This is a genomic window from Streptomyces sp. NPDC002851 (genome assembly GCF_053591935.1).
Genome location: NZ_JBSFUT010000014.1, coordinates 1 through 25,628 on the forward strand (window position 1 = coordinate 1; position 25,628 = coordinate 25,628).

The window sequence follows — 25,628 nt, forward strand, 5'->3', positions numbered from 1 at the left end:
GCTCAGCCGTTCCAGGAGTACGACGCCGACCCCCTCGGCCCAGCCGGTGCCCTCGGCGGCCTGGGCGTACGCCCGGCAGCGGCCGTCCGGGGACAGGGCCCGCTGCCGGGCGAACTCGGTGAAGATCCGCGGTGTGGACATCACCGTGACGCCACCGGCGAGGGCAAGGGAGCACTCGTCCTGGCGCAGTGCCCGTACCGCCAGATGCACACCCACGAGGGACGAGGAACAGGCGGTGTCGACGGTCAGGGCCGGGCCCTCGAAGCCCAGGGCGTAGGCCACCCGGCCCGAAAGGACGCTGCCCGCCGAGCCGATGGCGCTGTAGCCCTCCAGCTCGGCGGGCCCGGAGCGGGCCAGCTGCTCGTAGTCCTGACCGGCCGCGCCGACGAACACCCCCGTCCGCGAGCCCCGGAGCCTTGCCGGGTCGAGGCCCGCGTCCTCCAGGGTCTGCCACACGGTCTGTAGGAGCAGCCGCTGCTGCGGGTCCATCGCGAGGGCCTCGGTGGGTCCGACGCCGAAGAACTCGGCGTCGAACCCGGCCGCGTCCGCCACGAACCCGCCGGCCCGGGCATACGTGGTTCCGGGCCGGTCGGGGTCCGGGTCGTACAGGCCCGCCACATCCCAGCCCCGGTCCCGCGGGAAGTCCGAGACCGCGTCGCGCCCGGCGGTGACGAGCTCCCACAGCGCGGCCGGTGACTCCGCGCCGCCCGGATACCGGCAGCCCATCCCCACCACCGCGATCGGGTCGTCGTCGACGGCCGTCCCGGTACGGCCCTCGTCCCGCGCCGGAGCGGCGGCGTCCCGGCCCGGGAAGCCGAGGCGGGCCAGCAGGTGGTCCGCGACGGCCGCGGGGGTCGGGTGGTCGAAGAGCAGGGTGAGGGGGAGCTCGAGGCCGGTCGCCTTGGACAGGCGGCCGGTGAGTTCGACCGCGGCAAGCGAACTGGCGCCGTAGTCGACGTAGGCCACATCCGGGTCGATCTCCTGGGTGCTCCGGCCGAGCAGGTCCGCCGTCCGCTCACGCACCAGGTCGAGCACGGCCGGGTAGCGGTCGGACTCGGGGATGTCCGCGAGCCGCGCCACGATGTCGAACTCCATTGTCGTCTCGTCTCCTCACCGCTGAAATTCAGGACCGCACCGCTGAGTTCAGGACTTCAGGGCCGAGCCCGTCAGAATGAACGACCTGATGTGCGCGCTGAGCTGCTCGGGCTGGTCCACGGGGATGAGGGTGTAGCTGTCCGGGATCTCCACGTGCTCGCTGTGGGGCAGCAGTTCGGCGAGCTTGCGCCCGTGCTCGGGCGGCATGACCTTGTCCTCGGCGGCCCAGGCGACCAGGGCCGGGCGGTCGAAGTCCCGCAACTTCTCGGCCCAGCGCAGGAGTTCGTCGCGCGGCGGCACGCCCAGGATGTACTTGCGCAGGTCGCGGCGGATCTCCGCGGACTGCCAGAGCTGCGTGAGCCAGCCGTCCATCACGTCGTGCGGGACGCCGCCCTTGCTCATCCAGCCCCAGGTCATCGGCGCGCCCCGCATGAACTTCAACTTCAGTGTCTTGAAGGCGAAGTTGAGGCCGCCGGGCATCCGCGCCGACATGAGCAGGTTCTTTCCGGGAAGCCCGGGCGGGTAGTTGTCGAACGCCTCACAGGAGGTGATGACGAGCCGCCCGATCCGCTGGTCCAGGCCCAGGGCCACCAGGGCCTGCGGACCGCCCCAGTCGTTCATGGCCAGGGTGACGTCCCGCAGGTCGAGACGGTCGAGGAACTCAGCGAGCAGCCGCGCCACTCCCGGCACGGTCAGGTCGGCGTCCGGGTCCATCGGCCGACGGTGCCCGCCCAGGGGAAGCGTCGGCACGACGCAGCGGAAGTCCTCGCGCAGCCGTGCCACCACATCGCGCCACAGAGTGCCGTCCATGGCCACGCCATGGACGAGCACGAGGACCGGCTTGTCGCCGCCGGTGTCCTCGTATTCGACGGTACCTGCGGACAGTTGCACCTCAGTCATACGGGAATCTCCCAGTGTCGTCGTGCCACATCCGGGCACGGGCCTTCGCTCGTACCTCCGCACGCAGAGCCGATCCTCCACGATCGGCGCCGCGCACTCGCGTTCCATACCCGCGATCTGTCAAAGAATTGACATGCGTCTGACGTCGGACAGAAAACCGGCCGAAGCGGCGCGCGAAGGTGACAGTCCCTGACCTTGTCCTGAATCAACCGCTGTTGCCTGAAGGCCGATTACCGGCAGAGACTCGCCGTACCCCTTGAAGAGCAACAGCAGAGCGATAGAGAGGTACCACTCGTGATCACGGTCGAGGATGTATGCAGCCGTATTTCGAAGAAGCTCGGCAGCAAGGCGGATTCCTACCGCCTCGACGCCGACACTTCCTTTGACGCGGTCGGCCTTTCGAGCCTGCAGATAGCGGACATCGTCTACTCGATCGAGGATGACCTCGACATCGAGTTCGACGAAACCAAGGCCGCGAGCGTCAAGACGGTCGGCGATCTGGTGCGGCTCGCCGAGGCCGCCTCCATGGAACAGAGCGCCAGCGCGTGAGCGGCGGATACCAGGGCGCCACGGCGGAAGCCATCCGGCACCACTACGACGTCTCCAACGACTTCTTCGCCCTGTGGCTCGACCGGAACCGCACGTACACGTGCGCCCTCTGGGCCGAGGGCGACACCCTCGAATCCGCGCAGCAGCGCAAGCTCGACCATCTCGCCGAGGGGGCGAAGGTCTCCGGTGCCCGGCGGGTCCTCGACGTCGGCTGCGGCTGGGGCAGTCTCCTCAAGAACCTGGTCGAGCGGTACGACGTGGGGCACGCGGTCGGCCTGACGCTCAGCGACAGTCAGGCCGAGCATGTCCGCGAGCTGCGCCTGCCGCGCGCCGAGGTACGCGTCGAGAACTGGCGCGACCACGCCCCCGATGAGCCCTACGACGCCATCATCTCCATCGGCGCCTTCGAGCACTTCGCCCGCATGGGCCTGTCCAGGGACGAACGGGTCGCGGCCTACCGGGAGTTCTTCGAGCACTGTCGGCGCTGGCTCCCGCAAGGCGGCCGGCTCGCCCTGCAGACCATCGTCAAGGGAAACAACAACCGCATGGACAAACAGACCGTGCGGGACCTGATGTTCATCATCGACCACATCTTCCCGGAGTCCGAGATTCCGGCACTCTCCGAAGTGATCGAGGGCAGCGAGAAGAATTTCGAAGTGGTCGGCCTGCGCAATGACCCGGACCATTACAGCCGTACCTGCCAGGAATGGTTCGACCGGCTGCGACAGTGCCGGGAAGCCGCTGTGGAATGCGCGGGAGAGTCCATAACCGCGGATTACGAAAGGTATCTCAACGCCTCCGTGGGGCACTTCAGAAACCGTCATCTTGGCCTCGCGAGGATCATCCTCGAGGCCGTGTGATCTGCCTCCCACGCGGCGGCGCACATGCCAAGGAGCACCCATTGAACGGGTACAAGCATGTCGTCTACTGGCACGACACCGAGCAGGTCACGGCCGGTCCTCCCCAGCGCGGGGCGGTCGACTGCGACGTCTGCATCGTCGGCGGCGGATTCACCGGCCTGTGGACCGCCTACTTCCTCAAGCAGGCCGAACCGGCCCTGGACATCCGTATCGTCGAGGCCAGGCACTCCGGATTCGGGGCGTCCGGCCGCGCCGACGGCTTCGTCACGCCGACCATCGGCAAGGACATCCAGGCCCTTGTACAGGAGTTCGGCGCGCAGCGTGCGCTGAAGGCCTCCCAGGCGGTGGGCCGTTCGATCCTGGAGATCGGCCGGTTCACCCGCAAGAACAAGATCGACGCCGAGTACGAGGCCAACGACTACCTGATGGTCGCCACCGACCAGGCGCAGCTGAAGCGGCTGCGCCAGGACCGGGCCCTGGCCGAGCGGATGGGGGCGGCGCAGCCTGAGATCCTGCCCGCCGCACCGTCCCAGGAGATCGTCGGCTCGCCCGCGATCGTCGGCAGCATGCGCACCGGCGGCGCCCTGGTGAACCCGTTCCGCCTGGCCCGCGGCATCGCCCGGGTGGTCCGGGAGCAGGGCGTGACGGTGTACGACGACTCGCCCTGCCTGCGGGTGGAGCGCGGGGTGCGGCCCACCGTCGTCACCGCCGGCGGGCGCGTCACGGCGGACAAGGTCGTCCTGGCCACCAACGTCCACATGGACGCCTTCCCGCCGTTCCGCCGCAAGGTCATCCCGGTCTGGACGTACGCGATGGTCAGCGAGCCGCTCACCGACCGGCAGCTGTCCCGGGTGAACTGGGCGGGCCGGGAGGGTCTGGTGGAGGCCAGGTCCCTGCTGACCTGCGCCCGGCTCACGCACGACAACCGCGTCATGTTCGCGGGCGGCCCGGTGCCGTACTACTACGGCCGGGACAAGCGGCAGCGGAACATGAACCGGTCCGAGGTGTACCGCGAGATCCACCGGGAGTTCCTGCGGTTCTTCCCCATGTGGAGCGATGTCGAGTTCGGCTATGCCTACGGCGGCACGATCGACGTCGTACGCGACTTCGCCCCGCACTTCGGCACCATCGGCGGCAACATCCTGTACGGCTACGGCTACTGCGGGAACGGCATCGCCGCCACCCACACCGGCGGCAAGGTCCTCAGGGATCTGCTCCTGGGCAAGGACTCGGACTACTCCCGGCTCCTGTTCGTCGACGGCGAGCAGCGCAGGCCGCCCGCCTCCTTCCCGCCCGAACCGCTGCTCTACGCCGGTGCCCGTGCGATGGCCCGCCTGATGAACTGGAAGGACGGCAGGTCATGAGTGCACGCACCACGGTTCTGCTCACCGGCGCGTCCGGGGTGGTCGGCCGGTCGATCCTGCGGGAGGCCGAGAACGCCAAGAACGCCGAGAACAACGCGGGCGACGTACGCACCCTGGCCGCCTCCCACAGCACCCCGCTGCCCACGGCCACCGGCGCCACGGTGCACTGCGATGTGACGGCGGACCGCTTCGGGCTCGACGAGGACGCCTACGCGGCCCTCGCCGCCGAGGTCGACGTCGTCATTCACTCCGCGGGCCTGACGGAGTGGGGGCTGCCCGCCGAGCGCTACCGGCCCGTCAATGTCGACGGCACCCGCCGGGTGGTCGAGTTCGCCCGGCGGGCCGAGGCAACCGTCCACTTCATCAGCACGGCCTTCGTCGCCGCGCTCATGAACGACGCGCCCACGCCTCTGGGCGAGGACAACGTGTGCCGGAACTACATCGCCTCCAAGCTGGCGGCCGAGCGGCTGCTTCGCGACAGCGGAGTGCCGCACACGGTGTTCCGGCCCACGAACCTGATCGGTGACTCCGTCACCGGCTGGACCACGCGGGGGCAGATCGTCCAGCTGATGTCCGACTGGATCGGCCGGGGCAGGGCCCCCTTCCTCGCCGTGCACCCGGGCATCCGGATGGACTTCGTACCGCATGACCTGCTGTCGAAGGCGGTTCTTCGCGCCATCGAACTCGGCGACGACGAGGGCGAGTTCTGGGTCACGCTCGGCGACGAGGCCATGGGGGTGCAGGCCTGCCTCGACGTGATGGTCAAGCACGCGGCCACCCAGGGCCGCACGCTGCAACCACCGCCCCTGGTGGACGCCGACACCCTCGACCCGGAGGAGATCGCGCGCCTGAACCCGATGACCCGCTCCTACGTCTCCGTGCTGCGGGACACCAGCGAGGTCACCCGGTGCAGCGGCGGCGTCCTGCCCACCTCCATGCCCGAACTCCGCGAGCGCTACGGCCTCCCCCAATTCGACGACGCGGCCGCCTACTTGACAAGCCTCGAGTACGCCGCGGCCCACCTGACCTAGCAGGTACCGGTACCGCAGGCACTCCCGACGGACGGAAGGACATGATGGACAGGAACGCTGGCTGGACCCCACCGGACCTCGGCGGCTCGGTGGCGGTGGTCACGGGCGCCAGCCGAGGCGTGGGGCGAGGTATCGCGCTCGCGCTCGGCGAGGCGGGTGCGACCGTCTACGTGACCGGCCGCAGCACCCGAGACGGCGAGCGCACCGAAGACCTGCCCGGCACGGTGGACGACACCGCGGACGAGGTCACCCGGCGCGGCGGCAAGGGCATCGCCGTGCACTGCGACCACCGGCGCCCGGAGGACAACCAGGCGCTCGCCGAACGCATCGAGGCCGACCACGGCGCCCTCGACCTGCTCGTCAACAACGCGTGGGCCGGATACGAGCGGATGACGGAGGTCCGCTTCGACGCGCCGTTCTGGGAACAGCCGATGTGGCGCTACGAGTTGTTCGAGGCCTCGCTGCGCGCCCAGTACGACGTCACGCGCAGGCTCGCACCGCTCATGCTGCCGCGGCAGCGCGGCCTGGTCGTGGGCATCAGCTTCACCGACGGCGACATCTACCTCGGCCAGGTCGGCTACGACGTCTTCAAGTCGGCGGCCGACCGCATGTGCCGGGGCTTCGCCGCCGACCTGCGCAAGAAGGGCATCGCGGCGGTCTCGCTGCACCCGGGGTTCGTGCGCACGGAGCGCGTGGCGGCGGACTGGGAGGCCATGGGCAGCGGCCCGGCCGCCGTGGTCCACTCCCCGGAGTACGTCGGTCGCGCCGTCGCCTGCCTGCTCGACGACCCGGAGGTGACGGCCCGTTCGGGCAGCGTCCTCAGCACCGGCGACCTGGCGGCGGAGTACGACTTCGACGACGTGGACGGCAAGCGCCCGCCGACGTTCCGCCTGGAGGGGCGGATGTCCCTGGCGACCCGGATGTACCGGTTGAACCGGGCGAGCGGCGCCGGGCGGTAGCGGTGGCCGGACAGCAGGTGGTGGGCGGGGGGACGCGACTAGGGCCTGTTGCGGAAGTCCCGCCGCCCGCCCCCTTGGCCCCGGCCGAGGTTCAGGTACACCTCCTTAGGATCCCCGAGTCCGCCGCGACGGCTCTGGCGATGGCCGCGGAGGTCCTGGATCCGGCGGAACTCCGCCGCGCCGCGGCCTTCCAGGACCCGCGGGCCCGGGACCGCTACGTCACCGCACACGTGGGCCTTCGGGTGCTCCTGGGCCGCCATGTGGGCGCCGCCCCGGCGCGCCTTTCGTTCACGCGGGAGCGCTGCGGCATGCCGGGGTGCGCCGAACTCCACGGGCGTCCGGCGCTCGTGGGCCACCCCGGGGTCCGGTTCTCGCTCTCGCACGCGGCGGACGCGGCGCTGTACGCGCTTGCCGCGACGCCGGTCGGGGTCGATGTGGAGGCGCGCGAGGTCGCGGCCTCGGTGGTGGACGGCGCCGGGCGCATGAGCCGCTGGCTCGCGCACCTGCACCGGGACGAGCGCCGTACCCTCGCCGCGCTCCCCGCCGGGCAGCGCCGGGACGCGTTCCTGAGCTGCTGGGTGCGCAAGGAGGCGTACTTCAAGGGCATCGGCACGGGTCTGGCCGCGGGGCTCGGTTCCCAGTACGTCGGCTTCGCCGAGACCTATGCGGCGGCCGCGGCGGATGCTCCGGCCGGGCCCGAGGGCTGGTCCCTCGTCGACCTGCCGGTGCCCGGCGGCTACCGGGCCGCCGTCGCCGTACGCACCGGGGACGGACCGGCCGCGGAGCGGGCGGCGCCGACCTTTCGGCTGCTGAGCCTGCGGCGCCAGGCAGGAGGAGACGCGTGGTAGCCCCTTGTGCGCAACCCCAAGTGCCCGACGCCGAGCGTACGTTGACGCTGTTCTGCCTGCCGTGCGCGGGCGGCGGCGCCTCCGCGTACGCGCGCTGGCAGCAGCTCCTCGACGCGCACGGAGCCCGGGTCCGGGTGCGCCCGGTGCAGCTGCCAGGGCGTGAGGAGCGGGCGCACGAGCCCCGGTTCACCGAACGCGACGCGCTGGCCGCGGAGTTGGACGAGCAGCTCGACGACGCGTTCGCGCGTCCGCACGTCCTTCTCGGGCACAGCATGGGCGCCTTCGTCGCGCACGCCCTCACCCTGCGCCGCCAGCGACGGGGCGCACCACTCCCCCGGGCACTCGTCCTGCTCTCGCACCGGGCCCCGCACGTGCCGCCCAACGGCATCCTGGACCCGGACGCGGGCGACGAGGCCCTTGCCGCCGCCCTCGCGGGCCTTGGCGGGATCCCCTGGGAGCTGGCCCGCCGCAAGCGCTTCCGGGACCGGTTCATCCCGCTGGTCCGCGACGATCTGCGGCTGTGCTCCGGCACCACGCCCGAGCGGGCGATCGAGCCGCTGCGGCTGCCGCTGCACCTGCTGGTGGGCCGCGAGGACCATCTCGTGCCCGTGCCCGCGATGGCCGCCTGGTCGCGCCACGGCGGCCGGGGGAGCGAGTTGCGCGTCCTGCCCGGCGGGCACTTCTTCGTCCGCTCCCACGAGAGCGACCTGCTGCGCGCACTGGCGGCAGTGCTCGGCCGGTATGTCCCCGCACCATCCGCGGCTGTCCTTGGAGGAGCACAGTGAACCGGGAGCCAGTGAACAACCGGGAGCCAGTGACGCAGGGGCTCGTCGCCCCGCAGGGCAGCCCCTTCGCACGGATCATGGGCGTGGGCGCCTACCGCCCCCGCCGTATCGTCGACAACCACGAGGCCTGCCGTCTCATCGACTCCTCGGACGACTGGGTGCGCTCCCGGTCCGGGATCGTCACCCGGCGGTGGGCGGAGCCGGACGAAACACTCGGTGTGATGGCCGAGCAGGCCGCGCTCAAGGCGATCGCCGCCGCGGGCCTCAGCCCGGCCGACATCACCTGCGTCATCGCCGCCACCTTCACCCACCTCAAGCAGACCCCGGCCGTCGCGACGGAGATAGCGCACCGGATCGACGCCCATGGGGCCGCCGCCTTCGACGTGTCCGCGGGCTGCGCCGGATTCGTCCACGGCGTGGTGCTCGCGGCCGACAGCGTACGCAGCCGTGGCGGGCACGTTCTGGTCGTCGGCGTGGAGCGGATGACCGACCTGCTCAACCTCCGGGACCGGTCCACCGCCTTCATCTTCGGGGACGGCGCCGGGGCCGTGGTGATCGGTCCGTCCACCACCCCCGGATTCGGGCCCGTGGTGTGGGGCGCGGACGGCTCCCAGGCGGACGCGATCGAGCAGAGCCTGCCGTGGGACGCGCTCAGGGACGGTGCCGGACAGCAGGAGTTCCCGTATCTGCGCCAGGAGGGCCAGCGGGTGTTCCGCTGGGCCGCCTACGAGATGGCCCGGGTCGCGGAGCAGGCCCTTACAGCCGCGGGGGTACCGGCGGACCGGCTCGATGTCTTCGTCCCGCACCAGGCCAACGTCCGCATCATCGATATGATCGCGAACCGGCTCGGCCTGCCGGACTCCACCACCGTCGCCCGGGACGTCGTGACGGCCGGCAACACCTCGGGCGCGTCCATCCCACTGGCCCTGGACGCGGTCCTGGCCTCCGGGGACGCCGGGACCGGTGACCTCGCCCTGCTCGTCGGCTACGGCGCGGGCCTGTGCTACGCGGCCACCGTCGCCGTCCTTCCGTAAGCCGGTCCCGCTACTTCCGTAAGCCGATGGCCAGTTGCTGCCCTGCAACTTGTGGAACAGGGAGAATTCTGGCCACCCCGCTCCTCCGCGGCCACTATGAAGCAGGCGCCTTTCTTCCTGAATCAATGACGCGGGGGATCAGAAATGGCGAACGCTTCTCCAGGAATCAGCCGTCGTCCGCACCTGGCGGTGACACCCGACCGGCATGGCTTCCCGTACCGGCACGACCCCATCGACAGGGCGGCGCCGACCGCCCCGATCCACGGCGAACAGCCGTCCGTCGCCTGGCACATGCTCGTGGTGGACGGCGACACGGAGTGCGCCGAGTCCCTGGTGCAGAAGCTGCTGCGGCAGGGGCACGAGGCCCGGTGGGTGGGCATGGGCGCGGCCGCGCTCCGCGCCTACGACAGCGCCGACATGGTGCTGATCGACCTCGATCTTCCCGACCTCGACGGCCTGGAGATCTGTCGGCGCATTCGCGCCAGTAGCGACGTTCCCATCATTGCCGTCACCGGCCGCAGCAGCGAACTCGACCGGGTCCTCGGCCTGCAGACCGGGGCCGACGACTATCTCGTCAAGCCCTACGGGTTCCGTGAGCTCATGGCCCGTATCGAGGCCGTGATGCGCCGCTCGCGGGCCCACACCGCGCACCGGGCCCCGGCCGTGATCTCGCACGGGCCGCTCCTCATCGACCCGTCGGCGCGTCAGGTCAGGCTCGACGGCCGCAGCATCGACCTGACGCGCAAGGAGTTCGATCTGCTGCATCTCCTCGCCACGCAGCCCGATGCCGTCATCTCGCGCAAGCGCATCATGAACGAGGTGTGGGGCGACGCGTGGTCACGCCGGACCATCGACACGCACGTCAGCAGCATCCGCAACAAGCTCGGCGCGCCCAGCTGGATCGTGACCGTCCGCGGTATCGGCTTCCAGCTCGGCGGCCATGTCACGGCACTTCAGCCGCCGGAGACGCGCGGCGCGGCGTCCCCGTGCGCCCAGCAGTAGTCCACTCCACCCACCCCCGGGTCCAGGTGCGTCACCGTCCGAGAAGCTCCTCGCGGCCGTGGTCCCGGTAGTGCTCCAGAAGATCCTCGACGTTCGGGCTTCAGGGGTACTTGATCTCCTCCCCCTCGTGGAACGAGGGGGAATCCCTCCTCAGGCCGCGTGCGGCTTGGTGGGTGGTTGACGCTTCACAGACCGGGCATCCCCGAGGTCTCCACGTCCTGACACCGCCGATCCGGCGGCGTGATTGATGTTGCGTGAGCCGTTGGTGTCCGCGTTCGCCTCGTACCCGCATCCGGCCTTGCAGACGAAACGGGCCTGCGTCTCCCGGCTGCCGGGGGTGATGAAGCCGCAGGCCGAGCAGCGCCGTGAGGTGTTCGGGGCCGGGACCTTGACGACCTGGCCGCCACGCTGGGCGGCCTTGTACTCAAGCATCGTCACGGTACGGCCCCATGCCTCCCCGGTGATGGAGCGGTTCAGTCCGGCCTTCTGACGGACGTTGGCGCCGGGGGCTTCCACGGTCCCCCGAGCTGACTTGACCATGTTCGAGATGGCCAGGTCTTCCACCCCGATACGCGAAAAGGCGCGAGCGATCTCGGTGGTGGTCTTGTGCTGCCAGTCGACCGCTCGACGCTTGGCTTTTGCGCGGAGCTGGGCGATCTGGTCGTACGTGTGGGAGAGGCGACGTGAGGGCTTCTCGCCCTTCTTGCGGGCGCGGCGCTTGCGTGCTGCCGCCTTCTCCAGGCGTCGCAGCCGCTCGGCCTCGCCCTTGGACAGCCAAGGGCCGTGCTCACGGAACGAGCCGTCCGAGAGAGCCAGAGGCTTGGTGATACCGCGGTCGATGCCGACCGTGGGGCCGGTGTGGGGCTCGGGGTCGCGTACTTCGGTCTGGACGCGGAAGATGACATGCCAGCTGTTCGCCTCCTTCACAAGGCGGGCGCCGGTGACCTTGTTGGACTTGTTGGCACGCTTGCCGACCGGGAGGTCTTTGGTCCAGCGGAACAGCACGAACCCGATCTTCGGCGCCCACATCCGGCCCCACCTGCGGTTGAGCCGCACGATCTGGAGGTCACGGCCCTGCGGGATGTCGACGGCCATGCGGGACCGGAAGCGGCCCTTGAAGTTCGGGGCATCAGCCCGGCCTTCCCAGCAGTTCACCCAGGCACGGAAGTACGTCTTGAGGACCTGCTGAGCGGCCTGCGCGGGCAGTACGCCAAGGAAGTCGAGGTCTTTGCGGCCCTGGCGTATCGCCTCGTCGGCTGCACCGAGGGTGCGCTTGTCCTTGGGGAGCATCGTCCACCAGGAGTGCAGGCAGTTCCACATCGTGCGGGCCGCGTGCCCCTGGGCCTCGGCTGCCGTGAGCTGGGAGGGGGTGAGGTAAAGCCGGGCCTTGTGGCCACGCAGCTGCTTCAACTCCCCTCCCTGTACCGCGTGTTGGCCGGAACGATCAGCAGCATACCATTGGTTCATGTCACCACGATGGGAACAGAGCCCCGATGTACGCAGGGGCGCGCATGTCGCCTACAACCTTCACGTGCACTTGGTGTTTGTCACGAAGTCTCGGCGGAGCGTCTTCACCCCGGAGTTGCTGGGGCGCTGCGAGGAGATCATGCGGGACGTGTGCACGGACTTCGAGGCCGAACTCAAGCGGTTCAACGGCGAACGCGATCACGTTCACCTGCTCGTGCACTACCCGCCGAAGGTCGCCATCTCCAAGCTCGTGAACAGCCTCAAAGGCGTCAGCTCGAGGCGACTCCGCCAGGAATGCACGCACAACGTCAACCAGGCGATCATAAACGGCCGCTTCTGGTCCGGCTCCTACTTCGCTGGTTCCTGCGGTGGCGCTCCCCTGGCCGTGGTCAAGCGATACATCGAAGCCCAGGAGCACCCTGGCCCCCAGCCCGCTGGCCGCTGGGGCGATTCACCTACCGGCTGACGCCGGTAGCACTCTCGCAGACGTCAGGTGGTCCCATGACCGCGCACCATAATTGACGTACCGTCAGAAAGGCAGGGCCGCGCTGGTCGCGTCCTCCACGGCGATCCGGCCGAACTCGGTGCGGGACGAGGTCGCGAGGCCGACGCAGAGCGCCACCACCAGGATCAGGACGAGCAGCAGCCCCGCCGCGGCGGCCGCGTCGGCGGCCGGGCGGGGTGCGTGCGCGGTGGCGCGCTCGGGGCGGTCGGCCGTGTAGTAGACCGGCACGAGGTCGCCCTCACCGACGCTCGCCGGACCGTTCGCCTCCTCGAAGCGGACCGCGCGGCCCTCCGGCGTACGGAACTCGTAGACGTGGTGCAGCGTGGTGCTCGCACGGCCGTCGTCCCGGCGCGTGGTGGTGTACGTGCGCAGACAGCGGGCCTCGGCCGTGCGGCCGCGGGTCCGGGCGCGCCGCAGCTGCAGCACGCGGCGCACCATCACCGCGCCGATCGCGGCCGCGACGGCGGCGAGCAGCGTCGGTACGGCGACGATCACGAAGTCCATCGGTCTTCCCCCGGGGGTGGGCTGCGCTGGTCTGCGCGTTGGGTCTCCGCAGACCACCTGGTCAGAGGTCTGCGCACACCACCTGGTCAGAGCGGTGCGCGCAGACATTACCTGGCTGCCCGGGTGGGGGAAGAGACAGCTCCGCCGGTCCGGTGGGACATATCGGGTCCAGTCAGAACGTGACGTCCGAGCAGGCGTAGAAGGCGTTGCCGGTGTCGGCGATGGTCCACACCGCCAGGATGACGTGGTGCCCGGACTTGCCGGAGGGCAGCGTGCCGGTGTGTTCGAGCGTGGCCGGGGGCTGCTGGTTGTTGTAGGGGACGGTGAAGAACGGCGCGGTGTCCAGGGCCGCGCGGCTGAGCGGCTTGCTGTCGTCCCAGCCGTTCTTGGTGACGTAGTACCGGAAGTCGGTCGTGGAGTGACGGGCCGTGAACTGCCAGCGGAAGGTGTGGCTCGAGCCGCTGGACAGCTTGGTCGTCGGCCAGGCGCCGCCGCCCGGCTTCGTGGCCGAATCCAGCTCGCCGAAGCGGGCGTTGCCGCCGGAACAGATGCGTCCGTCGGCGGGGCCCGCGGCCGGGAAGCCCTTGGGGCCCTCGACGCTCTGCGGCTCCCACTGGATGGCGCCGCAGCCCGTGACCGTGCCGTTGGCACAGAGCTTCTGCCGGCTGATGGGCGAGTCCGTGTAGCCGTGGGCGCTCGCCGCGCCGGTGGAGAGGACGAAGACGCCGGCGGTGGCGAGGCCGACCGCCGCGGCGTAGGTGCGTTTGCGCATGCTGCTGCTCCTGTGCTCCTGGGAGAACGTGGGGGTGTTTCCGTGAGCCGTACGAAGTGCTGCAGTGCTGCGGTCTAGACCAAGTCACAGATTATTACTGAGAGTTGAACTAGTCCATACCAATGAGGGAGGGCTTTTCGGGCGACAAGGGAGACCGGGACTAGCGCTCCGTCTGCCCCGTGTAGAACGCCACCGTGAGGTCCTTCACCAGCGCCTTGCGCTCGTAGTCGTCGAGCTCGACCAGGCCCCGCGTGGTCAGCCGCGTCACCGTGTCCTCCACCGAGTCGACCACCCGTGTCAGGACGCTGTCCCGCTCCCGGGCATCCAGCGCGGCGAGCCCGCGGCGGCGCATCGCGTCGGCGACCTCGGGGGCGTACTCGATCCGGGTCGGCTGCACCGAGAACACCTCGATCCCGGCGGGCGCCGCGTCCGCGGCCAGGCGCCGGGTCAGCGCGTTCCCGACCGCCTCGGTGTCCCGGAGCGTCGGCCCGGCCGCGCCGCAGGCCGAGGGGTCCGCGGGCAGCCGCGACATGACCCGGGCGAGCCCCGACTCCACGCAGGCGCGCAGATACGCCGCGTGGTCCTCGACCGCGAGCGCCGCCCGCGCCGTGTCCCGTACCCGCCAGACCACCAGGACCACCACGGAGAGCGCGACCCCGTGCGCGTCCACGACCGGCATCGGCTCGCTCCGCCAGTGCCGAAGTCGTACGTCGACACGGCGCCGCTTCAGCAACGGGTTGACCCACACCAGGCCGGTGCGCCGGACGCTCCCCCGGTACCGCCCGAACAGCGAGAGCACCCACGCCCGGCCGACCCGCCCCCGGCCGAGCCCGCCGAACGCGAAGAGCGAGAGCGCGCCCGAACCCGCCATCACCGCCCACTGCGCGGGCCCGAGTTGGGCCCCGTCCGGCGGCACCGGAAGCCGGGCCAGGGACACCGCGAGCGGCGGGAGCACCCCGGACCACCAGGCCCCGGCCGCACACCCGGCGAGCCCCGTCGCGCCCGCGGCCACGGCGGCGGCCCCCGGCCAGGACCGCGCCCGGAGCTCCACGGGGCCGGTGTCGGAGGGGGGTTCGGGGCGGGGCGGGGCTCCGAGCACCGGCCGGTGCGGGCCGCTGGCGGGGGACACGGTTCGGGGCTGCTCGCCGGTGCCCCGGCGGCGGCCGACCACGGCGGGGGCGAGCGGGGTGCCGGGGTCCGTCGTCCCGGTCGTCGTGCATCCGCCCGCGCCCGCCGCGGAGCCGCTGATGGATGCGGTTGGTGCGGTGCCAGGCGTCGCGGGCCCGCTGAGACCGGGGAGACGGGCCCCCGGGCCGGTGCCGTCGCGGAAGAGGAGGTGGACGGGGATCTCGGTGGTGGAGTCGTTCTGGATGAGCCGGGGGGCGCGGGCGGCCGAGGGCGCGGGAGCCTCGGACGACCCCTCGTACTCCGGTCCGTCGTTGGGCCTCTCGGTCGTGGTGCTCATCGGTACCTCCGCGATGCAGCTGTGTCGCCTGTGCCGGTCCTGGCGAGGGACGAGTCATGGGCAGGTCAGGAGAAGAGCCGATGCCAGGTCTCCGGGCCCGGATAGCCGTCGGCCGCGCCGCCGCGCCAGCCCTGGGCGCGCTGGAACGCCTCGACGTTGCGCCGGTCGCTCTCGCTCCAGCGCGGTCCTGGCCCCTGCGCGTAGTAGCGGCCGAAGCCCTTCGCCACCAGCTGCCGCCCGAGCCGCTCGATCATCGGGTGCGACCGCCCGGGCCGGAACACGGCCTTGCCCGGGTAGCGGGGCATCCCCGCGGAACCGGAACCAGAACCCGTACCCGTACTCGCACTCGCACTCGCACTCGTACGGGAATCGGCGCCCGAACCGACCGCACCCCCCGAACCCGCCACCGGAATATCCCGCCCCTTCCCCGCCACCAGGTACTCCCACGTCACCGGCCCCGGCAGCCCGTCCGCGTCCGCCCCCGTCCAGCCCTGTGCCCGCTGGAACGCCTGGGTCGCCCTGCGGTCGGCCTCGGTCCAGACCGGGCCCGGGCCCGAGCGGTAGAAGGGGGCGCCGCCGCGGCGCACCAGGAGGCGGCCGAGCTGGGTGATGTGCGGGCCCTTGGCGCCGGGGCCGAATGCCGCCGCGCCCGGATAGCGGGGCGTCTGCTCGGCCGGTCCGCCGGTGACGGGTTCTCCGGCGACGCGCAGGTTCTTGTAGCGGTAGGGCGTATAGCGCTTGGCGTGATTCCAGTAGGCATACGGGGTGTCCTGTTTGCGGGCGTGCGGGCGGGCCTGCTCGTAGGCGAGGTAATACGCGTGCGTGGCGTCGGTCCAGCCGCCGAAAATCGTCACGTGCGAACCCTTCTGCGGGTCGGCCGGATTGTGGAACAGGAGAATGTCGCCGGGCCGCAGTTCGTCCCGCTCGATGCGTACCGCGTACCGGTCGAGACTTCCGGTCCATTCATTGCGGCCGAGATTCCAGGCCATCGAGACAAAGCCGGAACAGTCCTGCCGATAGCCGTCCGTGTAGTACTGGTCCATGCTGTACGGCACCTTCGCGGCGACCCACTCCTCGGCCCGCTCGATGATCTCCGCGCGGGTGACCGTGCCGGGCCCGTCGGCCGGCCGCCCGGGGCTGCCGTACAGGCCGCTCTGGCCGCCCTGCGGGCTGCCGCCGGGGTCGTCCGCGCGTACCCCGGCCGAGCTGATCTGCTCTGCTGACCTGCGGTGATCGTGGGGTGCGGCGGCCGCGGACGGGGGGTGCGCGGCGCACACCACGGTGCCCGTGGCGGCCGCGAGCACCAGGGCACGGCGCACTCCGCAGGGCCGGTGCCCCGATTCCCCGGGGGACCGGGCGGTCTCGCGGCGCACGGCGGCGCAGCCGGGGCAGGGGCAGTCCGGGACCGGTTCCCGCTCCTCGAATTCCGGAAGTCCGGCCCGTACGGAAAACCCGGGGCCGGGCATCGCGCCCTCGAATCCGTCGCATTCCTCCGGCGCCGAAGTCGACCCCGGAGCCGTAGCCCATACCGGCGCCGGAGCCGGAGCGGACGGAATGCGATTCCCGTCACATCCCGGCTCGCGCCCCGCCCTTGCGTATTCACGTCGCTGCACGGTCGTCAGTTTCTCAACTGTCCAGCCCATTCGCATGTTGACGGTCCGAATGCTGTACGGAGGCGCCCGCCCCGGTCCCCCGTTCGCCCAGCCGCTGTTCGAACGCGAGGGCGTCGCGGCGGTCCGGTGGTCCGGGGCACCCCTCGGGATCGGGTAAGCTTTCGCAGGTCAGCGCGCGCCGCTAGCTCAGTTGGTTAGAGCAGCTGACTCTTAATCAGCGGGTCCGGGGTTCGAGTCCCTGGCGGCGCACCGACACGAAAGGCCCTCGCGAAAGCGGGGGCCTTTCGTCATGTCCGCATCTCGGCAGGCCATGTCTCGGCGGGCCCGCGTCTCGGCAATGTCCATATTCCGGCATGCCCGGATCTCGCTCTGCGGGGTCACGTCCGGACGACCTGCGGCTACCTTGACCCCATGGCCTTGAACCCTATGGCGCGCGACATACAGGAGCGGATCAAGAAGCTCATCATCGAGCGGCGGCTGCCCTCCGGGGCCTCGCTGCCCACCGAGCCGGAGCTGATGGAGCTGCTCGGCGTGAGCCGGAACTCCGTGCGCGAGGCGCTCAAGGCGCTCCAGGCGATGGGCATCGTGGAGATCCGGCACGGCTTCGGCACCTACGTCGGGCCGATGTCGATGGCGCCGATGACCGAGGGCCTGGCCTTCCGTACCGTCGCGGGCCACTACCGCGGCGAGGACAGCCTGCGCCAACTCCTCGAGCTGCGCGAGGCGGTGGAGACCGGCCTCATCGCCCGGCTCGCGGGCCGGGTGCCACCCGCCGACCTGGCGCAGCTCGAAGCCCTGGCCGAGCAGATGGAGCGCGAGGCGGCCAAGGGCGACGTGGCCGCCGAGACCGACCGCGCCTTCCACGCGGCGCTCTACCGAGGGCTCGGCAACCCGCTGCTCGGCGAGGTCCTCGAGGCGTTCTGGGACGCCTTCCACCGGGTGGGCACCGATCTCATGGGCGCCCCGCAGGATCCGCAGGTGACCTGCAAGCAGCACCGGGACATCCTGGACGCGGTACGCTCCGGCGACGTCCTGGGTGCGGAACAAGCCATTCGGGACCACTTCGGCAATATCCGTATGCGCCTGGGATCGCCTGATCCAACGGCGGTCGCTCAGCACGCATTTGACATGTAACGGCGCGCGCCGGGCCGCGTGCGCCCATGGACGCGCGGCGCACGCCGGGGGTGCCCGCCGGGCGGTTCACCGCTCTTGCAATCATGTAGGGGCTCGTAGAATCTTTGCCTGAAGCCATGGAGCCGATGGCTCCCATGAGGCGGGCGGTACGGGGCGGTTGGGGGACCGCCGCGGGGGATCGCATGGCCGGTTGCGGCATCGTTACGGATCGGGGCTCCGTTCTCGCGCGAGCGCCGCGGCAGGCATCATGCAACCGGAAGGTCACCAGACTCGTCACTTAGGGCGGGCAGGGGCGGTGACCCGCCATGATCCGTCCGGGACGGTCAAGGGGGACCCGAGCGGACACGACCGACGACCGACCACGCGGCTGCCCGCGTGCGGGGGGATGGACCAATGACGTCGACTCCGACGGGCCCCGAACCGGGTTTCGACCCGTCACAGACGACCCAGCTCCGGGTGCCGCCGCACCGCTCCGGCTCCTTCACCGGCGGCTTCAAACGCATCAAGAAGTCGCTGCCGCGCTACGACTACGAGCACTACAGCAGGCTCGCGGGCCCCCTGACGCAGCCCGACCCGGCCAAGCCGTACAAGGTCAAGTACCGCTCGCTGCTCTCGCAGGAGCCGCACCGGATCCGCGCGGCCCTGATGCTCGGCGCGGCGCCGCTGCTCTCGCTCGTGCTGCTCGCCTGGCTGCTTCAGCCGGAGCACTGGACCAAGCGGGACTACGTTCCGAACCCGTATCTGGAACACCTCGACGTCGTCATGCTCGTCTCGATCGGCCTGATCGAGTTCTTCCGCTGCATGAACGTCCTGTCCAACGCCCACGCCACGCTGGTGGCCCGCGACCCCATACCCGTGGTCCCGGAGAACGGCACCCGCGTCGCCTTCCTCACCTCCTTCGTGCCCGGCAAGGAGCCGCTCGAGATGGTGACGAAGACCCTGGAGGCCGCCGTCAAGATCCGGCACCGGGGCCTCCTGCACATCTGGCTGCTCGACGAGGGCGACGACCCCGAGGTGAAAGCGGTCTGCGCGCGCCTGGGCGTGCACCATTTCTCCCGCAAGGGCGTCGAGAAGTGGAACCAGAAGAAGGGCCCGCACCGCGCCAAGACCAAGCACGGCAACTACAACGCCTGGCTGGACGCGCACGGCGACCACTACGACTACTTCGCCTCGGTCGACACCGACCATGTGCCGCTGCCCAACTACCTGGAGCGGATGCTGGGCTTCTTCCGCGACCCGGACGTGGGCTTCGTGATCGGCCCGCAGGTCTACGGCAACTACGACAACTTCATCACCAAGGCCGCCGAGTCCCAGCAGTTCCTCTTCCACGCCCTGATCCAGCGGGCGGGCAACGCCTACCGCTCCCCCATGTTCGTCGGCACCTCCAACGCCGTACGCATCAGCGCACTCAAGCAGATCGGCGGCCTGTACGACTCGATCACCGAGGACATGGCGACGGGCTTCGAGATCCACCGCCACCGCAACCCGGCCACCGGCAAGAAGTGGAAGTCGGTCTACACGCCCGACGTGCTCGCGGTCGGCGAGGGCCCCAACGCCTGGACGGACTTCTTCACCCAGCAGCTGCGCTGGTCACGCGGGACGTACGAGTCGATCCTGAAGCAGTTCTGGAAGGCACCGTTCACGCTGCCGCCCGGGCGGCTCTTCAACTACACGATGCTGGTCATCTTCTACCCGATGTCCGCACTCAACTGGATCCTCGCGGCGCTGAGCTGCGCGCTCTTCCTGGGCCTCGGCGCCTCGGGTGTGAACATCGACCCGACGATCTGGCTGATGCTGTACGGCAACGCCTCCGCGCTGCAGATCGGCCTCTACATCTGGAACCGGCGGCACAACGTCTCACCGCACGAGCCGGAGGGCTCCGGCGGGGTCGCGGGCATGGTGATGTCGGCGCTCTCCGCGCCGATCTACGCCCGCTCCCTGATGGACGCCGTGCTGCGCCGCAAGTCCAAGTTCGTGGTGACCCCCAAGGGCGAATCGGCCAGCCCGGACACGCTGTTCGGGACCTTCCGTATCCATCTCTTCTTCATCCTGGTCTTCGGCGGCTCGGTCGCGGCGGCCTTCGTGTACGACCACGCCCACCCGGCGATGATCACCTGGGCCTCGGTCGCCCTGCTGATCACGGCCGCGCCGATCTTCGCGTGGCGGTACGGGTGGCGCCAGGAGAAGAAGCGCCGCAAGGCCGCCGCGGCGGCGGCAGGAGCCGGAGCCGTCGGAGCGCGAGCCGCAGCAGCCGGAGCCCCCGGGCAGCCCCACGGGCCCACCGCACCGCACCCCACCGTGCCGCAACCCGTCGTGCCGCAACCCACCGCACCGCATCCCGTCGCACCGCATCCCGTCGCGCAGCACCAGGCCCCGGGACACCGACAAGCCCAGCCCGCGCCCGCACCCGCGCCGGGTGCGCACGCCCCGGCACGCAGGCCCACCTGGGCCGCCGACGAGACCATGCAGATCGCCGTACCCACTCGCCCCGGCCCTCCACCTCCCCCTTGAGACGCGGCGTCGGCCGTGGGCAGCGCCCCGCGCTTCTTCTTGTATCCCGGCATCCCGGCCCGCTGCCAGGCACCGGCCTGCCTCACCACCACGTGGAGAACCGATGAAAGACCGTTCCAGCCGCCGCCGTGCCCGCCGCCTCACCATCGGTACGGCGGTCGTCCTTGCGCTGGCCGGGATGAACGGCCCGTGGCTCTGGCGCTACGGCTCCGAGCAGTACCACCAGTACAAGATCAACAGACCGGAGTACAAGGCCGAGAACGGTCACTGGCAGATAGTCCAGTTCCCGGAGAAGTACCGGCTGAACACCATCCACGCGGCCGTCCTGCACACCGGCAAGGTGCTGATGGTCGCCGGCTCCGGGAACAACCAGAAGAACTTCGACGCGGGGAAGTTCGACACCGTCCTGTGGGACCCGGTGAAGAACACCTTCAAGGAGATCCACACCCCGAACGACCTGTTCTGCACCGGCCACACCCAACTGCCCGACGGCAAGCTCCTGGTGGCGGGCGGAACCAAGCGGTACGAGAAGCTCAAGGGCGACGTCACCAAGGCCGGCGGCCTGATGGTGGTGCACAACGAGAACCCGGACAAGCCGATCACGCTGCCCGCGGGCACCCGCTTCACCGGCAAGAAGAGCGGCAAGACCTTCGTCTCCAAGGACCCCGTCCTCGTCGAGAAGGCGAAAAAGGTCTTCGACAAGCAGACCGGCGCGTTCGTCCGCAACGATCCGGGACTCGGCCGTATCTATGTAGAGGCCGAGAAGCGCGGTAAGAAGTACGAGACCGGCGCGCAGGACAACTACCGGGTACACGGCCTCAAGGGCGCCGACGCCCGCAACACCTACGGCATCGCCGAGAAGCTCGCGCTGGACAAGAAGGACTTCCAAGGCATCAAGGACGCCTACGAGTTCGACCCGGTCGCCGAGAAGTACATCAAGGTCGACCCGATGAACGAGGCGCGCTGGTACCCCACGCTCACCACGCTCTCGAACGGCAAGATCCTCGCCCTCTCCGGCCTCGACGACATCGGCCAGATCGTCCCGGGCAACCGGAACGAGGTGTACGACCCCGAGACCAAGAAGTGGCAGTACGTCAAGCAGAACCGCCAGTTCCCGACGTACCCCGCGGTCTTCGGGCTGCCGAACGGCAAGCTCTTCTACTCCGGCGCCAACGCCGGGTACGGCCCCGACGACGTCGGCCGCGACCCCGGCATCTGGGACTTCCGGACGAACAAGTTCACCAAGGTCGGCGGCCTCAGCGACGCCAAGCTGATGGAGACCGCGGGCACCGTGATGGTGCCGCCCGCGCAGGACGAGAAGTTCATGGTGATCGGCGGCGGAGGCGTCGGCGAATCCGAGAAGTCCAGCAACAAGACCCGGATCATCGACCTCAAGGACGACACCCCGGCCTTCAAGGACGGCCCCTCGCTCGACAAGGGCACCCGCTACCCGCAGTCGTCCATCCTGCCCAACGACGAGATCCTCATCACCGGCGGCTCCGAGGACTACCGCGGCCGCAGCGACTCCAACATCCTCGAAGCCCGGATGTACGACGCCAAGAGCAATGAACTGCGGCGCGTCGCCGACCCGTTGGTGGGCCGCAACTACCACTCGGGTTCGCTGCTCCTGCCGGACGGCCGGGTCGTGGTCTTCGGCTCCGACTCGCTGTTCGCGGACGCGGCCAACACCAAGCCCGGCACGTTCGAGCAGCGCATCGAGATCTACACCCCGCCCTACCTGTACCAGGGCACCGGGCCGACGCTGCAGGACGGCCCGGAGACGATCGAGCTCGGCGGCTCGGGCACCTTCAAGACCCGGAACGCCTCGTCCATCAAGAACGCCCGCCTGATCCGGCCCAGCGCCAGCACCCACGTCACGGACATCGACCAGCGGTCCATCGCGCTCGGCCTGAAGCGGTCCGGGGACTCGGTGACCGTGACGGTGCCCCGCAACAAGAACCTGGTGCAGCCCGGCTGGTACATGCTGTTCGTCACGGACGACAAGGGGCGGCCGAGCAAGGCGCAGTGGGTGGAGATCCCCAAGTAGCCCCTGGCAGCCCTTACTTATGTAGGGGACGTTTTCGGTACGCGAGCTTATGTAGAGGACGTTTTCGGTAACCGAGTGAGGGCGCCCCCGATCCGGGAGGTGCCCTCACCTACGTACGGACTACCGACCGGCCTTCGCCAGCTTCAGGGCGTACTCCGGCCACCACTCACCGGCCTTCGGGCCGCCCTTGCACTCGCCGTCCGACTCGCCGGGCCGCTTGATCCACAGATACGCGTCGACGAGCTCGTCACCGGTCTTTGTGGTCGGCTCCTCACCGAGCGCACGCCCGGGCGGGTTGCACCAGCGCTCGGCCTCGTCGCCGCCGGTGTACGGGCCGTTGCCGTTGCGGCTGGTGTCGATCACGAACGGCTTGTTGCCGACCTTCGGTGAGAGCTCCTTGCCGAAGGCGGTGGCCTCTTCGGTGGTGAAGAAGTTCGATACGTTCACCGCGAAGCCGTCGGCCTTGTCGATGCCCGCGCGCTTCAGCGGCTCGTAGTACGCGTCGGGCGAGCCGGTGCCCGGATTCCCGCCGTCCAGATAGACCTTGGTGTTCTTCAGCGCCTTCAGCTTCGTCACGGCCTCGGTGAGCAGCGCGTACCGCTCCTCGTGGAACTCCTTCGGGGTGCACTGCTGCACCAGGTGAAGGAGCGAGTCCGGCTCCAGGATCACGGTGGCGTGCCGATCCCCGATGCCCTTGGCGACGCCGTCGACGAAGCCCCGGTAGCTGTCGCCGTCCGGGGCGCCGCCCTTGGAGAACTGCCCGCAGTCGCGGTGCGGGATGTTGTAGAGCACCAACAACGCGTCCCGGTCGGCCTTTTCGGCAGCCTGGGTGAAGCCGCGCGCCTCCTGCTCGGGGTTCTCGGTGCCGATCCACTCCGCGACCGGCTGCTCCGCGATCTTCTTGATCAGCGCGGCGTCCTCGCGCTTGCCGTCCTTCTCGTACGCGGCGACCTGCCGGGCCGCGTTGCCGTCCGGGTTGACCCAGTACGGGTCGGTGGCCTTGGGCCGCTGTCCCACGGGACCGCTGGTCGTGCGGTCCTGGCCCGGCTCCGGGTCGCCCGACGAGGAACAGCCCGCGAGCAGCAGCGCCGCCGCCCCCACGGCAGCCGCCGCGGCCTTACCCGCCCGTACCGCGGGCCCGTGCCCACGGCGGTCGTGCTTGCCGTACATCCACTCCCCCTTGGTGCACTGTCCGGCTCCCCATCGTGGCACAGGGGCCCGCACGCACGAGGGGGCCCTGGGCGCGGGGCACGGCGTGCGCCGCCCCGTGCAGTCCGCGCGCCGCCCCCGCGCCGTCCACGCGCGGTTGACAGGCGTCGCTGCCTGCTGGGACTCTCCCGGACGACAAGTCCATACAGCGAGGCGACGGCAGACAAGGAACCCGGTGCGAATCCGGGACGGTCCCGCCACTGTGACCGCGCGCGATGACCCGCCAACTCGACGGGCGCGTACGGGAGCCAGGAACTTGAGCCGTCGTCCTCCTGCCATGGGGCGTGGAAACCCCAGAAGGAGGCTCATCGATATGTCCCTGCACGCGCAGACCCCCGACACCGCCGCGGTATCGGCCGCGACGACCCGCACCCGCGACTGGCTGCTCGCTTCGGCCGCCGCGATCATCGCCCTGGTGGCGCTGTACGCGGTCTTCATCGACAACGGCACCGCGATCGCCGCGACCGGCGACTATCTGCACGAGTTCTCGCACGACGGACGGCACCTCTTCGGCGCCCCCTGCCACTGATCGGGGCGCTCCCAGCATGAACTCCCCCGTACTCCCCCTGCTCGGGCGCGGGTTGGCGGCGGGCGGCGCGGCGGGCCTGGTAACGGGCCTGTTCTCGCTGCTGCTCGCCGAGCCGCTGATGGACCGTGCGATCCGCCTCGAGGAGGCGCGCTCGCACGCCCATGACGCGGCGCCCGCGGCCCAGCATCACGAAGAGCTCTTCTCCCGTTCCCAACAGCACTTCGGCCTGGTCGTGACGGCGATCGTCGCGGGGCTCGCCATCGGCGTGCTCTTCGCCATCGCGTACGCCCTGGTGCACCGCCGCACCCCGGACGCGTCCCCGTGGTCGCGCGCCCTGGCCTTCTCGGCCGCGGCGTTCCTCGCGGTGTCGCTCCTGCCGGGCCTGCGCTATCCGGCCAACCCGCCGGGCGTCGGCGACTCGGGCACGGTCACCAACCGGCAGGAGCTGTGGCTGGCCGCCGTCGTCATCGGCGTGCTCGGCATGTTCCTGGTCCGGCAGGTGTACGTCCGGCTCGCGGCGCGCAGCGTCCCGGTGCGGCACCTCGCGGTGGCGGCCACCACGGTCGCGGTACTCGTGGCCCTGTTCGCGCTGCCGGGCAACCCGGACCCGGTACCCGTAGGGGCCACCCTGCTCTGGGACTTCCGCATGCTCTCGCTCGCCTCGCACGTCCTGCTGTGGGCGGTGTTCGCGGCGGTCTTCGGCGCGCTGGGGCTGCGCGCGGCGGCGGCCCGTGCGGCGGTTCCGGCCGGGGAGGGAGGCGTGCCGGACGCTCAGGGCGCCGTGCCGGTCAGGTAGGCGGAGACGACGACATTCGACGAGTAACTGCGGGTGACCCGGTCGAACGTGCCCCCGCAGGTGATCAACCGCAGCTCGGCGCGGCCCGGTTGGCGCTCCCCGTACGCCTGCCGGGCGTCGAACTCGTTCCGCCCGAAGACCCGTACGCCCTCGACCGTGAACTCGGCGACGGTCCCGTCGGCCCGTGTCACCCTGGCCTTGGCGCCGGGGCGCAGGGTGCTCAGGTGGTAGAAGACGGCGGGCCTGGTGTCGGTGTCGACGTGCCCGACGAACAGGGCGGTGCCCTCGGCGCCGGGTGCGGTACCGCCCTCGTACCAGCCGACGACGCCGGGCTTGTCGTAGCCGGGTGGCGCCACGGCCCCGTCGGCGTCGAGGCCGCGCCGCACCACGGGTGCGCTCACCCGGATCGACGGGATGTCGAGGTGCTGGGGCGGCGCGGCGGACAACGCCTGCTGCGTGGGCGGCAGTTCGAGCCGGGCGGGTCTGCCGACGGCGGCGACGTCGCCGGTGGTGGGGCCCGCGGCGCCGCCGGGCACCTCGGCCGCCTCCCCGCCCCACAGCCAGAACCCGACGAGCAGGAGGGCCCAGACCACGCCGGTGCAGAACCGCCCCGCCCCTGCTCCGCCTTCCGCACCGGCCGCCATGCCTC

At 70.5% G+C, this 25,628-nt stretch carries 24 protein-coding genes, 1 tRNA gene and 1 riboswitch; of the genes, 16 read left to right on the forward strand and 9 right to left on the reverse strand.

Going from position 1 to position 25,628, the window contains the following annotated elements; all coding sequences use genetic code 11:
* Window positions 1–1,095, reverse strand: a 1,095-nt coding sequence (locus tag ACWD10_RS16585) for a type I polyketide synthase (protein ID WP_451091429.1), incomplete at its 3' end; no start/stop codon positions are given.
* A gap of 48 nt (window positions 1,096–1,143) precedes the next feature.
* Complete coding sequence (locus ACWD10_RS16590; RefSeq protein ID WP_451091431.1) at window positions 1,144–1,995, reverse strand: alpha/beta fold hydrolase; 852 nt, start codon at window positions 1,993–1,995, stop codon at window positions 1,144–1,146.
* Between the two features lie 294 nt (window positions 1,996–2,289).
* Between ACWD10_RS16590 and ACWD10_RS16595 the strand changes: the two genes are divergently transcribed.
* The 9 genes from ACWD10_RS16595 (at window position 2,290) to ACWD10_RS16635 (ending at window position 10,427) form a co-directional block, all read left to right on the forward strand.
* The gene (locus tag ACWD10_RS16595) at window positions 2,290–2,544 is read left to right on the forward strand and encodes an acyl carrier protein (protein ID WP_451091433.1); all 255 of its coding nucleotides are present in this window, start codon (window positions 2,290–2,292) and stop codon (window positions 2,542–2,544) included.
* Entirely contained in the window at window positions 2,541–3,404 is an 864-nt protein-coding gene (locus ACWD10_RS16600; protein ID WP_451091434.1) for a class I SAM-dependent methyltransferase, read from the forward strand. Before ACWD10_RS16595 ends, ACWD10_RS16600 begins: the two co-directional genes overlap by 4 nt.
* A gap of 41 nt (window positions 3,405–3,445) precedes the next feature.
* Complete coding sequence (locus tag ACWD10_RS16605) at window positions 3,446–4,768, forward strand: NAD(P)/FAD-dependent oxidoreductase (protein ID WP_451091436.1); 1,323 nt, start codon at window positions 3,446–3,448, stop codon at window positions 4,766–4,768.
* Window positions 4,765–5,799, forward strand: a complete 1,035-nt coding sequence (locus ACWD10_RS16610) for an SDR family oxidoreductase (RefSeq protein ID WP_451091438.1) — start codon at window positions 4,765–4,767, stop codon at window positions 5,797–5,799. Before ACWD10_RS16605 ends, ACWD10_RS16610 begins: the two co-directional genes overlap by 4 nt.
* A 41-nt stretch (window positions 5,800–5,840) precedes the next feature.
* Window positions 5,841–6,758 carry an SDR family NAD(P)-dependent oxidoreductase gene (locus ACWD10_RS16615; RefSeq protein WP_451091440.1) on the forward strand — a complete coding sequence of 306 codons (918 nt, stop codon included), beginning with the start codon at window positions 5,841–5,843 and terminating at the stop codon, window positions 6,756–6,758.
* Between the two features lie 140 nt (window positions 6,759–6,898).
* Window positions 6,899–7,606, forward strand: coding sequence for a 4'-phosphopantetheinyl transferase family protein (locus tag ACWD10_RS16620; RefSeq protein ID WP_451091442.1), 708 nt, complete (start codon window positions 6,899–6,901; stop codon window positions 7,604–7,606).
* Window positions 7,607–7,626: 20 nt separating this feature from the next.
* A complete protein-coding gene (locus tag ACWD10_RS16625; RefSeq protein WP_451091444.1) occupies window positions 7,627–8,391 on the forward strand; it encodes a thioesterase II family protein in 765 nt (254 codons plus the stop codon).
* A 29-nt stretch (window positions 8,392–8,420) separates the two neighbouring features.
* Window positions 8,421–9,425, forward strand: a complete 1,005-nt coding sequence (locus ACWD10_RS16630) for a beta-ketoacyl-ACP synthase 3 (protein ID WP_451091743.1) — start codon at window positions 8,421–8,423, stop codon at window positions 9,423–9,425.
* A gap of 144 nt (window positions 9,426–9,569) precedes the next feature.
* Window positions 9,570–10,427, forward strand: a complete 858-nt coding sequence (locus tag ACWD10_RS16635; RefSeq protein ID WP_451091446.1) for a response regulator transcription factor — start codon at window positions 9,570–9,572, stop codon at window positions 10,425–10,427.
* A gap of 150 nt (window positions 10,428–10,577) precedes the next feature.
* Here ACWD10_RS16635 and ACWD10_RS16640 read toward each other — a convergent pair whose 3' ends face one another.
* Window positions 10,578–11,837, reverse strand: coding sequence for an RNA-guided endonuclease InsQ/TnpB family protein (locus tag ACWD10_RS16640; RefSeq protein WP_451091448.1), 1,260 nt, complete (start codon window positions 11,835–11,837; stop codon window positions 10,578–10,580).
* Between the two features lie 55 nt (window positions 11,838–11,892).
* On the opposite strand from ACWD10_RS16640, the gene tnpA reads away from it, so the two are divergent.
* On the forward strand, window positions 11,893–12,360 hold the full coding sequence (gene tnpA, locus ACWD10_RS16645; RefSeq protein ID WP_451091450.1) for an IS200/IS605 family transposase: 468 nt from the start codon (window positions 11,893–11,895) through the stop codon (window positions 12,358–12,360).
* A 63-nt stretch (window positions 12,361–12,423) separates the two neighbouring features.
* Here tnpA and ACWD10_RS16650 read toward each other — a convergent pair whose 3' ends face one another.
* The 4 genes from ACWD10_RS16650 to ACWD10_RS16665 all read right to left on the reverse strand — a co-directional run bounded on the left by ACWD10_RS16650 (window position 12,424) and on the right by ACWD10_RS16665 (window position 16,606).
* Window positions 12,424–12,903, reverse strand: coding sequence for a DUF3592 domain-containing protein (locus ACWD10_RS16650; protein ID WP_451091452.1), 480 nt, complete (start codon window positions 12,901–12,903; stop codon window positions 12,424–12,426).
* 172 nt (window positions 12,904–13,075) lie between these two features.
* Entirely contained in the window at window positions 13,076–13,675 is a 600-nt protein-coding gene (locus ACWD10_RS16655; RefSeq protein WP_451091454.1) for a lytic polysaccharide monooxygenase auxiliary activity family 9 protein, read from the reverse strand.
* A gap of 160 nt (window positions 13,676–13,835) precedes the next feature.
* Window positions 13,836–15,140, reverse strand: a complete 1,305-nt coding sequence (locus ACWD10_RS16660) for an SPFH domain-containing protein (RefSeq protein WP_451091456.1) — start codon at window positions 15,138–15,140, stop codon at window positions 13,836–13,838.
* A gap of 65 nt (window positions 15,141–15,205) precedes the next feature.
* A complete protein-coding gene (locus ACWD10_RS16665; protein WP_451091458.1) occupies window positions 15,206–16,606 on the reverse strand; it encodes a peptidoglycan-binding protein in 1,401 nt (466 codons plus the stop codon).
* A gap of 322 nt (window positions 16,607–16,928) precedes the next feature.
* Here ACWD10_RS16665 and ACWD10_RS16670 point away from each other — a divergent pair.
* The 4 genes from ACWD10_RS16670 (at window position 16,929) to ACWD10_RS16685 (ending at window position 22,445) form a co-directional block, all read left to right on the forward strand.
* Window positions 16,929–17,002, forward strand: a tRNA-Lys gene (locus tag ACWD10_RS16670).
* Between the two features lie 162 nt (window positions 17,003–17,164).
* Entirely contained in the window at window positions 17,165–17,887 is a 723-nt protein-coding gene (locus tag ACWD10_RS16675; protein WP_451091460.1) for a FadR/GntR family transcriptional regulator, read from the forward strand.
* 393 nt (window positions 17,888–18,280) lie between these two features.
* Window positions 18,281–20,398 (forward strand): glycosyltransferase family 2 protein, encoded by a 2,118-nt coding sequence (locus tag ACWD10_RS16680; protein WP_451091462.1) that lies wholly within the window; start codon window positions 18,281–18,283, stop codon window positions 20,396–20,398.
* Window positions 20,399–20,501: 103 nt separating this feature from the next.
* Window positions 20,502–22,445, forward strand: a complete 1,944-nt coding sequence (locus tag ACWD10_RS16685; RefSeq protein ID WP_451091464.1) for a galactose oxidase-like domain-containing protein — start codon at window positions 20,502–20,504, stop codon at window positions 22,443–22,445.
* A 120-nt stretch (window positions 22,446–22,565) separates the two neighbouring features.
* Here ACWD10_RS16685 and ACWD10_RS16690 read toward each other — a convergent pair whose 3' ends face one another.
* A complete protein-coding gene (locus ACWD10_RS16690) occupies window positions 22,566–23,615 on the reverse strand; it encodes a glycoside hydrolase family 6 protein (RefSeq protein ID WP_451091466.1) in 1,050 nt (349 codons plus the stop codon).
* 179 nt (window positions 23,616–23,794) lie between these two features.
* Window positions 23,795–23,934: riboswitch (cobalamin riboswitch) on the forward strand.
* Window positions 23,935–23,967: 33 nt separating this feature from the next.
* Here ACWD10_RS16690 and ACWD10_RS16695 point away from each other — a divergent pair.
* Window positions 23,968–24,183 (forward strand): CbtB domain-containing protein, encoded by a 216-nt coding sequence (locus tag ACWD10_RS16695; protein WP_451091468.1) that lies wholly within the window; start codon window positions 23,968–23,970, stop codon window positions 24,181–24,183.
* Between the two features lie 16 nt (window positions 24,184–24,199).
* Window positions 24,200–24,979, forward strand: coding sequence for a CbtA family protein (locus ACWD10_RS16700; protein WP_451091470.1), 780 nt, complete (start codon window positions 24,200–24,202; stop codon window positions 24,977–24,979).
* On the opposite strand, the gene ACWD10_RS16705 is transcribed toward ACWD10_RS16700, so the two are convergent.
* The gene (locus tag ACWD10_RS16705; protein WP_451091472.1) at window positions 24,955–25,623 is read right to left on the reverse strand and encodes a class F sortase; all 669 of its coding nucleotides are present in this window, start codon (window positions 25,621–25,623) and stop codon (window positions 24,955–24,957) included. The two genes, ACWD10_RS16700 and ACWD10_RS16705, sit on opposite strands and share 25 nt — an antisense overlap.
* Between the last annotated feature and the right edge of the window lie 5 nt (window positions 25,624–25,628).